The organism is Paenibacillus thermotolerans, from assembly GCF_028745515.1.
GTDB classification, from domain to species: domain Bacteria; phylum Bacillota; class Bacilli; order Paenibacillales; family YIM-B00363; genus Paenibacillus_AE; species Paenibacillus_AE thermotolerans.
In genome coordinates this window covers 82,141-97,196 of the sequence record NZ_JAQZSG010000021.1, presented here as the reverse complement: position 1 = coordinate 97,196, position 15,056 = coordinate 82,141, and the positions used below count along the sequence as shown (strand labels likewise).

General features: G+C 53.8%; 13 protein-coding genes. 3 read left to right on the top strand and 10 right to left on the bottom strand.

Translation table 11 applies throughout. The annotated features are described in order from the left end of the window. On the top strand, positions 1-936 hold a 936-nt coding region (locus PT964_RS17215; RefSeq protein ID WP_274364608.1), incomplete at its 5' end, for an IS3 family transposase. Positions 937-1,079: 143 nt separating this feature from the next. Here PT964_RS17215 and PT964_RS17210 read toward each other — a convergent pair. From PT964_RS17210 to PT964_RS17190, 5 genes are all read right to left on the bottom strand, one after another. Beyond that, positions 1,080-1,796, bottom strand: coding sequence for an anti-sigma factor (locus PT964_RS17210; RefSeq protein WP_274364607.1), 717 nt, complete (start codon positions 1,794-1,796; stop codon positions 1,080-1,082). Then, positions 1,768-2,343, bottom strand: coding sequence for an RNA polymerase sigma factor (locus tag PT964_RS17205; RefSeq protein ID WP_274364606.1), 576 nt, complete (start codon positions 2,341-2,343; stop codon positions 1,768-1,770). Before PT964_RS17205 ends, PT964_RS17210 begins: the two co-directional genes overlap by 29 nt. A gap of 80 nt (positions 2,344-2,423) precedes the next feature. After that, positions 2,424-3,470, bottom strand: coding sequence for a stalk domain-containing protein (locus tag PT964_RS17200; RefSeq protein ID WP_274364605.1), 1,047 nt, complete (start codon positions 3,468-3,470; stop codon positions 2,424-2,426). Between the two features lie 113 nt (positions 3,471-3,583). Beyond that, on the bottom strand, positions 3,584-5,431 hold the full coding sequence (locus PT964_RS17195) for an ABC transporter ATP-binding protein (RefSeq protein WP_274364611.1): 1,848 nt from the start codon (positions 5,429-5,431) through the stop codon (positions 3,584-3,586). Positions 5,432-5,459: 28 nt separating this feature from the next. Then, positions 5,460-7,214 carry an ABC transporter ATP-binding protein gene (locus PT964_RS17190; protein WP_274364604.1) on the bottom strand — a complete coding sequence of 585 codons (1,755 nt, stop codon included), beginning with the start codon at positions 7,212-7,214 and terminating at the stop codon, positions 5,460-5,462. A 159-nt stretch (positions 7,215-7,373) separates the two neighbouring features. Between PT964_RS17190 and PT964_RS17185 the strand changes: the two genes are divergently transcribed. Both PT964_RS17185 and PT964_RS17180 read left to right on the top strand, forming a co-directional pair. Continuing rightward, positions 7,374-8,348, top strand: coding sequence for a Gfo/Idh/MocA family protein (locus tag PT964_RS17185; RefSeq protein WP_274364603.1), 975 nt, complete (start codon positions 7,374-7,376; stop codon positions 8,346-8,348). 3 nt (positions 8,349-8,351) lie between these two features. Then, complete coding sequence (locus PT964_RS17180; protein ID WP_274364602.1) at positions 8,352-9,221, top strand: sugar phosphate isomerase/epimerase family protein; 870 nt, start codon at positions 8,352-8,354, stop codon at positions 9,219-9,221. Positions 9,222-9,964: 743 nt separating this feature from the next. Here the strand turns inward: PT964_RS17180 and PT964_RS17175 are convergent. The 5 genes from PT964_RS17175 to PT964_RS17155 form a co-directional block, all read right to left on the bottom strand. Continuing rightward, positions 9,965-10,792: a phytanoyl-CoA dioxygenase family protein gene (locus PT964_RS17175; RefSeq protein WP_274364601.1), complete on the bottom strand. Its 828-nt coding sequence runs from the start codon at positions 10,790-10,792 to the stop codon at positions 9,965-9,967. Between the two features lie 93 nt (positions 10,793-10,885). Next, entirely contained in the window at positions 10,886-11,827 is a 942-nt protein-coding gene (locus PT964_RS17170; protein ID WP_274364600.1) for a helix-turn-helix domain-containing protein, read from the bottom strand. Further along, complete coding sequence (locus PT964_RS17165; protein ID WP_274364599.1) at positions 11,817-13,268, bottom strand: nicotinate phosphoribosyltransferase; 1,452 nt, start codon at positions 13,266-13,268, stop codon at positions 11,817-11,819. Before PT964_RS17165 ends, PT964_RS17170 begins: the two co-directional genes overlap by 11 nt. Before the next feature lie 143 nt (positions 13,269-13,411). Continuing rightward, positions 13,412-14,266, bottom strand: a complete 855-nt coding sequence (locus PT964_RS17160) for a TlpA disulfide reductase family protein (RefSeq protein WP_274364598.1) — start codon at positions 14,264-14,266, stop codon at positions 13,412-13,414. A 1-nt stretch (position 14,267) separates the two neighbouring features. Then, a complete protein-coding gene (locus PT964_RS17155; RefSeq protein ID WP_274364597.1) occupies positions 14,268-15,038 on the bottom strand; it encodes an alpha/beta hydrolase in 771 nt (256 codons plus the stop codon). Between the last annotated feature and the right edge of the window lie 18 nt (positions 15,039-15,056).

Sequence of the window (15,056 nt, the reverse complement as noted above, 5' to 3'; positions counted from 1 at the left end):
GTATCCCGACTTCAAGTAGCTTTACATTGGATCGCTCAGGGCTATCCTGTTTCGACGGTGTGCCGTATCTGTGAAGTACCGCGTTCCTCATATTACTACCATAAGAAGCACCCAGAGCGGCAACAGCCCGTTGGCAAAGGACGACCGATCCCTGGCTTCTCTAAAGACAAGAGTGGAAATATTGTCAAGGACGCCCGGATTAAAGGGTATCTGAGACGTTTGGTCCAGGGTCCCAACGCAGCGTTTGGCTACCGAAAACTGACGGTGTTGCTGCGCCGAACATACAACTTAATCATAAACAAAAAGAAGGTTTATCGCCTTTGTAAAGAACTCGGAATTCTCGATCCACAACGTGAAATCACGAATCCAGTACCTAAGCGGGTTGCGAATAATCGTGTTGTGACCGGCCCTAATCAATTGTGGCAGTTAGACATTAAGTACGGTTATGTAGCTGGGAAACGCCGTCATTTCTACCTAGCAAGCATTATTGATGTATTTGATCGAAACATTGTAGCGTACCACAAAGGCAAATCCTGCAATACAAATGATATCATGAGGACAGTACAGAAAGCGCTCCTAAAGCGCAAAGTACATACCCAAACACAACAGCTTGTTATTCGCACGGATAACGGTCCACAGTTCGTCAGTAAGGCATTCCACGCCTTCTGTGAACAGATGAGTGTGGAACATGAACGGATTCCGAATCACTCGCCAAACAAAAACGCGTACATTGAATCATTCCACAGCATTCTTGAGAGGGAGTGCTACCTCCGCAATTGCTTTGAAGATTACGAAGAAGCATTTGCAGAGGTAGATCGATTTATCCGTTATTACAACAACGTACGAATTCACGGTAGTCTTCAGGATTGGCCGCCTAAGACTTACTTAGAAATGGTGATGTCAGGCAAGATCAATCCGAAAAAAATTGCGCTTTGATGTGAATGCGGAAGAATGGACGTGGAAAGTGTCCAAACTTAGGGGGTTGACCCGTTCGTTTCCGTTAGTATTCGAACGGAGTTCCTTAACCTCTATATCGTTAATGAAGGGAGCTGCCGCAAAGGCTGCTCCCTTCATTATGACTACGATCCCAAAACCTTCTTGCCGCGCGGCTCGCTCCCGTTCGCATCGGGCTCGAGCGTTATTCCCAATCTGTCGAAGCCGATCGACTTCCCGAGCGGATACGTTAGGACGCCGAATCCGTCTTCCTCAACGTGAAACGTCCCGGCATTGGTACGGATTCCGTCACGCAGAAGCCATACCTGATAAGCCTGGTCCCCTTCCGTACGAGGCAGCCCGTAGCTGTAAACGATCAGCTCCCGCTTCCCGCTCCGTTCGACAATGCAAGCGACACCGTACCCGTCAAAGGATACGCCGGTTCCGCTTGCGGTCAACCGGAACAACTCGATTACCTTTGCCGGTTCATTGAGCGCAGCAGGCGCGGTTTGTCTTGTTTCGTAGAAAAAATAACCGTTGATCGACGTAATCAACAAGAGGACGACGGCGGCGGGAATCCAAAATAACCGTTTGGAATAACGCCGCCTCGCTATTGACTGAGAACGTGTCCGCCCCGGTTCGAATATAGAGCTCAGTACATCCCCTTTTAATGAAGCCGGGAGTTCGAGCTCCTCTTGCGCCAAGTACAAATGATCCCATATGTCCCTTAAGCCCGCATATTCATCGGAACAGGAAGGGCAAGCGTCCAGATGAGCCGTAAACTGCTCTCGCTGCGACGGCGTGCATTGTCCGCTGACGACATCGATCAGCAGCTCACAAGCCGGATGCCGGTGTTGCGGCATGGCGCCCCCCTCCTTCCCGATCGTCCAGAAATGCGCGCATCGATTTCAGCGCCTCGTGAAGCCTGCTCTTCAAAGTACCGATCGGCTCGCCGAAATCGTCCGCAATTTCCTTCAGCGTGCGGCCCTTCCAATACATTTGCTCGAGCAGCAGCCGCTGCTTCTCCGAAAGCCGCGCGAACGCTTCGCGCACCGCCTCCCGATTCGCCAGCAGCTCGTCGAAGCCTTCGTCGTCAGGCAAATGCTCTTCGCTCAGCGGCGTAGGCACCTCGCGCCGTTCCGGCTTGCGGAGCATATCGATTGCGATCCGTCTCGTCAGCGTGATCAGCCAGTTTACGAATTGTCCTTTATCGGCATCGTAACGGGCGGCGGAGGTCCAAAGACGTTCGAATACTTGCTGCACGATATCTTTGGACGCCTGCTCGCTGTTTGTCGCTTTATAGGCATACGAATAGACGAGGCGTACATATCGGTCGTACAGTTCTTCCAGTGCGGGCTTCGATTTGTTGCAAATCAACGCAACGAGTTCGGCATCGCTTTTCGGCTGCATGACGGCACCTCTGGTTTGATGCGTAGTCGGATGCCCGTCTCGGATGAAAGAATCTGCCGCTATCATACCATTGCTCATATTTATTCCACAATGATTTTCATCTTCATCATCGGATGCGGCTTGCAGTAAATGTCATACTCGCCCGCTTCCTTTAACGTCACCTCGAAGGAGTCCCCATCGGCCAACAAGCCGCTGTCAAAATGTCCGTCCGACGTAGCGGTATGCTTAACGTCGTCCCGGTTCGTAAACTTTACGGTGTCGCCTTTTTTAACCGTCAGCGTTTCGGGAGCAAAAGCGTAATCCGAAATCGTCACTTCATGCACGGCCGGTTTTACGGACGTTGCTTGCCCGCCTCCGCTTGCTTTCGTCTCGAAGCGTATGACCCGCTTGACCTCCGGCATCACCGGCTTATGATCGTTCCCGACCAGCTGCACCGTCAGCGTATGCTTTCCGGGCTTTACGTCAAAGCTTACCGGATCGCCGGAGACGACCTTCGTGGCGATTTTGGCGTCGGACACGTCTTGATCAAGCCAAATATGAATATGCCCTTGCCCCTTCTTCGGCTCGGTAACCTTGCGGAAATCGGCAAGCTCATGGTTTACGGCTACGACGGACACCGTTACTTTATCGGCCGTGTATACGGCGCCTTCCGCAACGCCTGCCACCATAACGGAAGGCTCCGTCTGTTTGGCGAGCTTCACGGTCTTTTGCTTTTGATCGTAATTTACATTCAAGCCGAACAGCTCGGATACGAATCGAATCGGCACGTACGTCGTTCCGTTTTTAACATAGGCGGCAGCCGGAAGATCAAGGTCCGCCCCGTTCACTTTCGCCGTATGGCTGCCGACGGGCAGAACGATCGTATTGCCGTCCTTCTTCAACGTAACCGTTTGCGAACGCTGATCCCATGCGACAGTCGCCCCGAGCCGGCCGGAAACGACCCGAATTGGAACGGTCAGCGAGTTGTTTACCGTGTACATCGGCAAGCCTGCGTCGATTTTTTTCCCGTCAACATAAAGCGCAAGAGATGACTTCACTGCGGCTTCCGCCTCCGAATGGGCGGATACCGGCAATGCCGTACCGATCGCGAGCAACAATACAAGAACAAACATAAAGCGCGTCTTCATCCGTTAACTCCTCCTTAAGTGGAAAAGATGGTCTCTTTCAGACCTCACTCAAGGTAACGAATGAAATGACGCGCCGGTTTGACTAACCCGTAAATAATTATGTTTGCCGCCCTTTATGCGGTTTCCAAGTTTTTAAATTGGTGAATGAACATACGGTAGTACGCTCCTTCTCGCTCGAACAGCTCGTCATGCGTGCCCATTTCGGCAATTTCGCCGCGATCGATAACCATAATCGTATCCGCGCCGCGAATCGTATTTAACCGGTGTGCGATGATGAAGCTTGTGCGGCCCTCCATGAGCTGAAGCAGCGCGTTCTGGATGTGCTGCTCCGTCCGGGTGTCGATGCTGCTCGTCGCTTCGTCGAGAATGAGTATCGACGGCTTCGCCAAAATGACCCGGGCGATCGCAAGCAGCTGCCGCTCGCCTTGGCTTAGATTGCCCCCGTTCTCGGACAACTGCGTTTCATATCGCAGCGGAAGGCGCTGAATAAAGCCGTCGGCGTTCGCGAGCTTGGCCGCCGACTTTACTTCCTCGTCGGTAGCGTCCGGCTTGCCGTACTTTATATTTTCGAGAATCGTTCCCGAAAATAAATACGTGTCCTGCAGGACGATGCCGAACGTTTGGCGCAGGCTGCTGCGCGTATATTCGCGAATATCCCGTCCGTCGATCGTAATGGTTCCTTCCGTCACGTCGTAAAAACGCGTCAATAAATTGACGATCGTCGTCTTGCCCGCTCCCGTCGGCCCGACGAGCGCCGAGCTGCTTCCTTCCTCCGCTTCGAAGCTGACGTGCTTTAAAATCGGCGCATCCGGCCGGTAGCCGAAGCTGACGTCATGGAACTCGACATGGCCTCGCGGATGAACAAGGTCCACGGCACCCGGCGGGTCGTCCGGCTCTTCCTTCTCGTCAAGCACCTCGAAGGCGCGTTCCGCGCCCGCCACGCCCGATTGCAATATGTTGTACATATTCGCAAGCTCGTTCAACGGTCTGACGAATTGGCGGGAATAGCTCAGAAAGCTCGCAATGACACCGACCGTAATGTGGCCGTTCACGGCCAAAATCCCTCCGACGATCGCCACCGCCGCAAAGCCCAAGTTATTAATGACGCTAAGCAGCGGCATCAGGAAGCCCGACCATATTTGCGCCTTTAAGCTCGCTTCGTATAATTTTCCGTTCACCGCTTCAAACTGTTCAATCGACTGTTCCTCCTGATTGAACGCTTTGACCATTTCCAAGCCCGAGATCGTCTCTTCGATGTGGCCGTTCAGCATCCCGAGCTGCGCCTGCTGCTCTTTAAACAGCAGCTTCGTTCGCTTCGTCACGGTGCGCGCCAGAAAGTAAACGAGCGGGACCGTAATCAGCGTCGCCGCCGTAAGAATCGGGCTTAACACGAGCATCATCACCAATGAGCCTGCGATTGCAATGGAGCCGGACATGAGCTGTACCGTCGTTTGCGACACCGTATTGCTCACATTGTCGACGTCGTTGGACACGCGGCTCATCACTTCGCCGGTCGGTCTCGAATCGAAAAATGCGAGGGGCAGTGTTTGAAGCTTTTGAAACATCGCGCCGCGGAGTCTCATGACCATCCGCTGCGAAATGCCGGCCATCATCCAGCTTTGCGTCAAGGAGAACGAAGCGTCGGTAATGTAGGCGGCCGCGAGCGCCAGCACCGCCAATTGCAGCAAGCCGAAGTTTACCGCCCCGCTGCCTTCGGCCATGGCGTCGATCGCCACACCGATCAAATAAGGGCCGACCAACGTAAGCGCCGAGCTGCACAATATCAAGAAGAAGATGAACGCAAGCCGTTTTTTCTCCCCGCTCAAAAACAGCCACAGCCGCTTGATCGTCGCTCTGAAATTTTTCGGCTTGACCACGGGGCCTCTGTGATGTCCGCCGAAACCGCCGCCCGGCCCAGGACGTCCGGGGCCAGGTCCGGGGCCAGGTCCGGGACCGCGCATCGGCTGAACCGGCCGTTCACCAGCTTCTCTAGGACGCTGCTCCGCCACCTGCCCTCACCTCCTTGCCTACTTGCGAATCGTAAATCTCTTTGTATACCTGGCAATGCTGAAGAAGCTCCGAATGCGTGCCGGTTCCGACAATTTCCCCTTCATCAAGCACGATGATGCTGTCGGCGTCCATGACGGACGTAATCCGCTGCGCGATCATGACGCAAGTAAGATTTTTCGCGGCCCGTTTCAAACCTTCCTTAATTCTCGCTTCCGTCGCTATGTCGACCGCGCTGGTGCAATCGTCCAGAATGAGAATATCCGGCTGGCGAACGAGCGCTCTGGCGATCGAGATACGCTGCTTCTGGCCTCCCGAAAGGTTTACCCCTCTTTGCCCCAAGATCGTATCGTAGCCCTCCGGGAGCGAACGGATGAAATCGTGCGCCTCCGCCAATCTTGCAGCTTCCTCAATCTCCTCCATGGAAGCGTTCTCCTTGCCCCATCGAATATTATCGATAATACTTCCGGAAAACAGGATCGATTTTTGCGGAACGATTGCGATTTTTTCGCGAAGCTTTTGAGGATCCGTCGTCTTCACGTCGACCCCCGCCACCTTCACTGCGCCGGAAACACAATCGTAAAAGCGCGGGATGAGCGATACCAAGCTTGTCTTTCCGGAGCCCGTCGAACCGATAATGCCTACCGTCGTGCCGCTCTTGCAGGTAAAGCTTATATTTTTCAACACCGGCGTTCCCCCGCCGGCTTGGTATGAGAACGTTACGTTGTCGAATTCGATTAATCCTTTTACATCCTCATCTTCTTTCGGCAAAATGCCCTCGTTCCATGTCATGCTTAACTTTTCCGCAAACACTTCGCCGATCCGCGACGCCGAGGCTCTCGCTCTGACGAACATAACGAACACCATGGAAATCATCATGAGCGAAAACAAAACTTGGGTCATATAGTTAATGAACGCGACGATGACGCCGACCTGCAGCCTGCCTTCGTTCACCCAAAGCCCGCCGATCCAAATGACCGCGATAATGCCGAAATTGACCGTTAACATAATGGCGGGATTGAAGATGGACATTAAGCGCATCACTTGGATGGACTGTTTCTGAAACGCTTTGTTCGTTCCATTGAATTTATCCACTTCGTAGTCAAACCGGTTGAACGCTTTCACGACCCGAACGCCGGACAAATATTCCCGTATTACCCGGTTCACGCGGTCGAGCGCTTCCTGCACCTTCATAAAGCGCGGAAAGCCGATGTGCAGATTGATTGCGATCAGCGCAGCCACAATCGGTACGGCTACCGCAAGGATCGACGCCAACCCCAAATTCAGCCGCACCGCCATAATCAAGCTGCCGACGGCAAGAATCGGCGCCTTGGCGAAAATCCGCATCATTCCGTTCACAAAGTTCTGAACCTGGCTTACATCGTTCGTCAAGCGAGTGATTAAGGAAGCCCTTTCAAATTTATCTAAGTTTTGAAAGGACAGGCTCTGAATTTTTCGGAACAAGTCGGACCTCAGCTCCGCTCCGAACTGCTGGGACACGCGGCTTGCAATAATATTTCGAACGCACGCCCCAAGCGCGCCCGCAGCCGTAATGAGCAGCATAACGCCGCCAAGGCGCAGCACGACATCCATCCGCTTTACGGCGACGCCTTCGTCGATAATGTTGGCGAGAATCGTCGGAAGCAGCAAATCGGCGGCCGCTTCCAGCGTCAAAAATACAATCGCAACGAAAAACAGCTTCCAGTATTTTCGTATATATTTGCCGAAAAAAGCCATTCGCTCTCCTCCCCGTTATATTGTCGTAAAACAAAGATACTCCTATCCGAAAAGAAAGTCACGCCAATTGCAGGAAATTCCTTTTTCAGATAGAAGTTCTTGTCTATCGTCAGTAGACGGTACATACACTCTTAGAGAGTAGAGGGAGGCTGATTAACAATGGAAAAAGTAAGAGTCGGTTTTATCGGAACAGGCGGCATTTCGAACTGGCACGGAAGGCAGATGCTGGAGCTGGAGGACGCGCAAATCGTCGCGATCTGCGATACCAGCGAAGCAAGCAGGCAAAAATTTGTGGAAAATCTCCAGCTGGACGGAGTAGCTCAATACGAGCAGTACCAAGATATGCTGGAAAAAGAAAACATGGACGCGGTTGTCATCTGCTCTCCGCATACGCTCCACTTCCGGCAAGCGACGGATGTGCTGAACAGCGGCCGGCATGTGCTGATCGAGAAGCCGATGACTTGCTCGTCGACGGAAGCGGCGGAGCTGATCGAAACCGCCAAACGAAATGGCAAGCTGCTTCAAGTTTCGTATCAGCGCCATTTCCAGCCTGAATTTTTATTTATAAAAGAAGCGATCCAGTCGGGAGTCATCGGAAAGCTCACTTCTGTAACCGCTTCATTGTACCAGGAGTGGGCACAAGGCACGAAAGGGCTCTGGAGGCAAGATCCGAAGCTGTCGGGCGGCGGCATGCTGATGGATTCCGGCAGCCACATTATCGACGTGCTGCTGTGGACGACCGGCTTAACGCCGGTAGAGGTCCAATCGACACTGCACAATCAAAATACGCCGGTCGAAATCGACTCGTTCACTTCGATCCGATTCGCCGAAGGGGCGGTCGCCGGCGTCAATATTGTCGGACATGCGCCTTGCTGGCACGAGACGTACGTATTTTGCGGCGAAACGGGGGGCATCTTCTTCGACAACGGCAAAATCAGCATCCGCCGCTTGAGAGAGCCCGCGGAATACCCCGAGCTTCCGAAGCAAACGACCAATCAGGACAAAAGCTTTATCGATGCGATTCAAGGGCGGCACGAGGTGCTCGTTCCCGGCGAATTCGCGCTCAAGGTCGTTCAATTGACGGAGTCGATTTACCGTGCAGGCGGCTATGATCCGCTCGGGAAGGAGAATTAAACGATGAGCTTTCGGATCGGAATGAGAATTCCGCCCAAGATCGGGTCGGAAGGCATCGAAGCGACGGCGCGCTGGGCGGCGGAGGCCGGCCTTGACGTGCTCGACGTGCCCTATTTGAACCAAGAAGTGCTGCAAGCGTGCTCCCAAGCCGGGATCGGCATTGGCTCCGTAGACGCGTCGAGCACCGCACAGCTGCTGAGCAAGGATGAGCAGCGGCGGGCGGATGCGCTCAAAGCCGTTACCGGCCAGATGGACGTCATGAAGGAGCTGGGCGCTTCCGTCCTGTTCATGTGCCTCGTGCCGGAGGACCGCAGCCAGTCCCGCAAGGATACGTTTGCCATCTGGAAAGAAACGTTCCCCGAGGTCGTCCGCCATGCCGAGCAGACGGGCGTATACATTGCGATTGAAGGCTGGCCGGGACCGGCGCCGGAGTACCCGACGATCGGCTGCACTCCCGAAATGTGGCGGGCCATGTTTGACGCGATCCCGTCCAAGCATTTCGGCTTGAATTACGATCCCTCCCACCTCGTCCGGCTCGGCATCGATTACATCCGGGCGCTGTCCGAGTTCGGCGAGCGGGTCAATCATTGCCACGGCAAAGACACGGAAATATTGACGGACGAATTGTACGAATGCGGCGTACTGCCCGCTACGTTCGGCGCCAAGTACGGCTTTTCCGAAGGCTCCTGGCGGTATACGATTCCGGGTGACGGCGAGGTCGACTGGACGAAGGTGGCGATCCGGCTGGAGAGGCTCGGGTACAAGGGCGCGGTCTGCATCGAGCTCGAGGATCACCGCTATTGGGGGTCGCTGGAGAAGGAACGCAAAGGCATCCTGAAGTCCGCGGAATTCCTAAGAAGCGTATTGTCGTAAAACAAAATAGCAACACCTCATGTTGCTATCGGGCGATTTAATGGGCATGTCCCGAAAATAGCAACACGTCAAGTTGCTATTGGTGCGAAATGATGGGTTTGGGGCCCGTTTTGTCACCGATAGCAACTCCTAGTGATGCTAAATTCCAAGATCGCTTATAAATCGGCCTGATAGCAACTTGTAGTGTTGCTAGTTCCAACGGTGTGCCTATTGGCATGCCGTTTTTATTTTTGGGCGAGAATGGGTTGTGTAGACGGCCGCAAATAAGGAGGAACATCATATCAAAATTTTCATGCACTACTTTTTCCTGCATTCTATTTTCGGATTGTGCATCATGTACTCGAGGGTAAGCTTCGATCGATGTTCAGCAATTTCAGTACTTCGGATATTGCGAGGGCGGTCATCGTACTGATGATTATACTGTCTTATTTTTGGCTGACATCCGATGGTTTTCTAAACATAACCGAAGACATGACGACGCGAAGACGATTACTTTGGATGAAAATCGTCTCTTTCTTTGCATCTCTGATTACGGTCGGTTTTCTTCTCAGCGTGTTTTTCGAGACGAGTGCCGATATTTAAAATCTTAAACAAGATCTCCTTGCGATTTCACATGCCGCATTCATTGCCCGGCAACCTGTGGTGTTACTGTTTCAACTCTCGTCGCCTGTGAACGATAACCCCCGATACATCAACAAAAAAATGGCGTGCCAAAAGGCATGCCATTTTACGTGTCAATTTGTTTATTTAATACGGCTGTACAATACCGGGAAAGGCTCCCCTTGAAAAATGTCTCCGTCGCTCCCGTTCAACAGCTGCACGTTCATATGCCCCTCCGAACGGCTTCCCTTCCGATACCTCGTATCGCCCGTCATCAGATGGACGGCCATCGACCGGCGCGGCTGATCGGTCATATTGGCGCCGCTGCCGTGAACCGTGAGCGCGTGGTGAAAGCTGACCTGACCGGCCTTCATGATGAGCGGCTGCGTCACGAACGCTTCTCCGTCCGGCAAGTCCATCTCCCGCTGCTGCTTCTCCAAATCCTGCTCGAAAAAATCGCTGATGCGGCGCAGTCCCCACCGATGGCTTCTCGGGATGACCTGCATGCAGCCGTTGGTCAAATCGACGTCCGTAAACGCGACCCAAGCGGTGACTAAAGACGGCTCCGCCGCGCATTGCCAGTACGAGTAATCCTGATGCCATCCGACATTGGCCGTTTCCTTGCCGGGACCTCTGCCCGGTTTGTACAACAACTGGTCATGCCACAGCCGGATGCAGTCCGTTTCCATTAATCGCGCGGCGATTTCTCCGATGACCGGGTCGGTCGCAACGCCCATCAGCACGTTGTCGGCCCAATGGGAGTTGTCCGTTTTTCTGAGCGCCCGCGGATTGTCCCCTCTGGTCCAACCGGACCAAGGAGCTCTTCCTCTTTCGTAAATGCCGTCATACACCTTTTCCGAATGCTCGATAATTTCAGCAAGCCTTTCGTCGCTAATGATTTTGGGCGACACCCAATACCCTTGCTCTTTAAAAAAAGCCACGTCCTTCTCGCTTGGCAATACTTGATCCATGAATGCAGCCTCCTCGACATTACCCAAAATCTCTTTCTGCAATCATCGTAAACAAAGCAAAACGCGAAGTCTTTTAACAAAGACATCGCGTTTTTAAACGATTGTATCATTTGGACGCTCTTTTGTCCGAGGCCGTACTCCTGCCGTATGCTTGCGGTATTCCTGCGGAGCATAGCCGGTATGCCGTTTAAAATAAATGCTGAAGGAATGGATGGAGGAAAAGTTCAGTTTCTCCGAAATCGATTGAATCGAATCCGACGTTTCGCGGAGGCTGATTTTCGCTTTGTCGATGCATAGGGAGCGAATGTACTCGCCGACCGACTGCCCCAACCGCTGCTTGAATTCCCTGGCCAGATGCGAACGGCTCACATGCGCCGCTTGAGCGATCTCCTCCGCCCTAAGGTCGTATCTCAAGCGGGAATGGACGTAATCGAGCACTCGGGTCATCATCGGATTGAGTCCGTCATGCCGCTCCACATCCTCCACCGGACCCGCCCGGTTTTCGGCGTAAATGCGAACGACGGCGACAAGCAATTGCAGCAGCAAGCCTTGCACCATGTCTTGGCGATGTTTGCGGCTGTTTTGGATTTCATCCAGGATGTCGTTGAAATAACGAATCGTAACCCGGCCGGTATCCCTGCCCACTCGCTGCATGCCGAGCCGGTACAGCTCCAGCTCCAAGCTTCGCATATGCGTCAAGCGGAAGCCGACATAATACAGCCGAAACGGCTGTCCGGCCAAGGCGCCGCCCCAGTGGCGCTCGCCCGGCTTCGTAATGAACAAATCGCCTTCGTGCGCTTCATAGAACACGTCGTCGATCGCGAACCATCCGCTGCCTTCGCAAACGCAGCAAAGCTCGAAATGCTCATGGTAATGCCCCGATACGCTCCAATCGGCGCGGCACACTTCACCGATATAAAGCAGGCTTTCCAAGCCGGCATCGAACGGAAGCTCATATCGGATCTCCCTTTCGGTTAACAGTCGCTTCGGGGCGGTCGGGGTATCGTTTTTAATGAAGCTTCGATTATTTTCCATGGTCGTGATACTGGCGGATCATGTCCATCTTCAGCTTCCACACCTTCTCGCTCAAATCTACCGGATACACCTCCGGATTCAGCTTGCGGAGATACTCCGGCCAGAACAAGCCGATTTGCTTGCGATGGTATTCTCTCGTCTCTTCCAAGGGCGGCAGCTCGTATACCAGTTGCCCTTGATCGAAGATCGGCTCAAGCAGCGGAGGCGCGTCGTAATGCTCGATATATTTCTGAATATACGGATGTACGGGATCGAACAGCTTGATCCGCTTTCCGCTGCGAATATCGTCCTCCTCGGGAAACGCGATGTAATCCGCCTCCGCCTTCCCCGTTTCCCGGTTAACGATTCGATAAACGTCTTTCTTTCCGGGAGTCGACACTTTCTCCGGATTTCCCGAAATTTTGATAACCGGCTTGAGCATCCCGTCCGATTCCCAAGCCACGAGTTTATACACTCCGCCCAACGCGGCTTGGCTGCCGCCGGTAATGAGCTGCGTGCCGACTCCCCAGCTGTCGATCTGCGCTCCCTGCGCCTTCAGGTTAAAAATAATATTTTCATCCAAATCGTTAGAGGCGACGATCTTCACGTAAGGAAGGCCCGCCTGATCCAGCATGGCACGCGCTTGCTTGGACAAATACGCCAAATCGCCGCTGTCGAGCCGGATCGATTTCATCCGCTTTCCTTTACTTTCCAGCACCTTCGCAACGCGAATGGCGTTCGGCACCCCGTATTTTAACGTGTCGTACGTATCTACGAGCAACGTGACTTGATCCGGCATCGCCTCGGCGTAAGCAAGGAACGCCTCCTCCTCGCTGTCATGCCCCTGCACCCAGGAGTGCGCATGCGTCCCTGCCGTCGGAATGCCGAACAACATCCCTGCGCGAAGGTTGGAGGTCGCATGGAATCCGGCGATGTAAGCCGCTCTGGCTCCCCAAACCGCCGCATCGGCTTCCTGCGCCCGGCGCGAGCCGAACTCCATAAGTATATCGTCCCCTGCCGCTTGCTTAACCCGGGCCGCTTTGGTCGCGATAAGCGTCTGGTAGTTCACGAAATTAAGGATGGCCGTCTCCAGCAGCTGCGCTTCAAACACTCTTCCTTCCACGCGCAGCAGCGGCTCGTTCGGAAACACGATCGTTCCTTCCGGAACGGAATGCAGCTTTCCCGTAAACCGGAAGCTCCGTAGCTCCTCAAGAAACGCTTCTTGATATTGCTCCTCCTGCTCCCGCAAATATTGGATTTCTTCGTCTCCGAATTTGATGTTTTGTATGTATTCAACGACTCGCTGCAGCCCTGCGAAAACCGCGTATCCGTTGCCGAAGGGCGGCTTGCGGAAATACACTTCGAAGATGGCATTATTGTTGAGCGTTCCATGAATCCAGTGAGCGTACATCATATTTATTTCGTATTTATCCGTGTGCAGCGCCATTTGATATGTAGACATTGTGATCCTCCCATTGCGCCGTTTTGTTATCATCATTGGCCGAATCGCCGAAGTTCAAAACCGCCGTCTAAGGAAAAAAGCAATACACCTGCCGATTGCGGCTCGCGTATTGCTTTTCATCATATTCCAAAATGTCGTCAATATCAATTTGGTTTCGGCTGCTTTACGCTGCGGATTGCGTCCTCCATCGTCTCCAGCGTCATCGCTCCCGGTATGGTTTTGCGGATGACGCCTTCGCCGTCGATGACGAAGGTCGTAGGATATACTCTGACGTTATACAATGCCGCGGCCTCGTGCGCAGGGTCCAGCAAGACGGGAAACGAATAACCGTTATTTCCTAGAAACGCATTGACGTTCTCCGCGCTTTTCTCCGTTGAGGTCAGGTTAACCGTAATCACGACGGCATCGGAGTCATCCCCAGCCGCTTCAAGCGCATCGTGCAATTGCTGCAGATGCGGCATTTCGGCCCGGCAAGGAGGACACCACGACGCCCAGAAGTTCAGTAGCACCGTCTTCCCGCGATAGTCCGAAAGCTTGACGCTCCCGCCGCCGCCGGCCGCCTCCAGTACAAGCTCCGGAGCGCCCTCACCAGCACGCAGGCTATGGGATTCGTATGCCGTGAACAAGCCCCAAAACAACATTCCCGCAACGATAACGACGGCTCCGCTGCCGAAATATTCTCTTCGCAGCGTCGTACGCTTCCATGCATTCCAGCCGATGATTGCCAGGAACAATGCCGTGCCGAGCCATATGCCGGCTTTGCCTCCGTCAAAGTAAAGCAGCGATAGCGGATTCGCGATTGTTTCCTGCGGATAAAACAATACATAGCTGAATTTCCACAGCAGCACGCCGGCGACCGACGCCGTGAAAACACGGTCCAGCACCTCCCCGCGGCCGGGATGATGCCGCAGCCGCAGACGGTTAACCGCATGCGCAGCCAGAGCGGTTGCAGCGAATAAAAGCAATGAAATTGGGACGGCAAAGGAACCGATCTGCATATTATTTTCCGGTTTGGAGCGGGAGCCACTCAAGCACGCGTTGAATTTTCATATCCCAATAGCCCCATTCGTGCTCGCCGGGCTCTTCCTCGTAGGTCAATTCCAAGCCCAGCTTGCGGGCGTGGTCCAAAAATTTCAAATTATCGTCGTACAAGAAGTCCTCGGTGCCGCAGCATTGGAACAGCTTGATATCGCTGCTCTTTGCAGCCGCTTGCTCCGCGAGATGGAACAGGTCGTTCGGGCCGCCCTTCATCTCTTCCGGACTGCCGAAAACAAATTCATATTCGCGCGTATCGAAGATGCGTCCCGCCATATCGAGCGCCCCCGATAAGCTGGCGGCTGCGGCGAACCGGTCCGGCAAGCTTAAGCCTAGTTTGAATGCGCCGTAGCCGCCCATGGACAGCCCCGCCACAAAGTTGTCCTCCCTCCGGTCCGAGAGCGGGAAGAACGTTCTGGCAATCGCCGGCAGCTCTTCGCTGACGAACGACCAATATTTGTTCCCGTACTTCATGTCGGTGTACCAGCTGCGGTCGATCGCCGGCATGACGACAGCCAAGCCTTTGGATGCGGCGTACCGTTCGATCGACGTGCGCCGCAGCCAGATCGTATGGTCGTCGGACAGCCCGTGCAGCAGGTACAGCGTCGGGTGCTTATCGGCGAACGATTTGCCCTCCATCCCGATTTGCGCCCGTGTCGCTTGCGGTAAAATGACATACATCGAGGTGGACAGTCCGAGCGATTCGGAAAAGAAATTGCAGTGTATTAGTGCCATTGGCGGTAAATCCCCTTT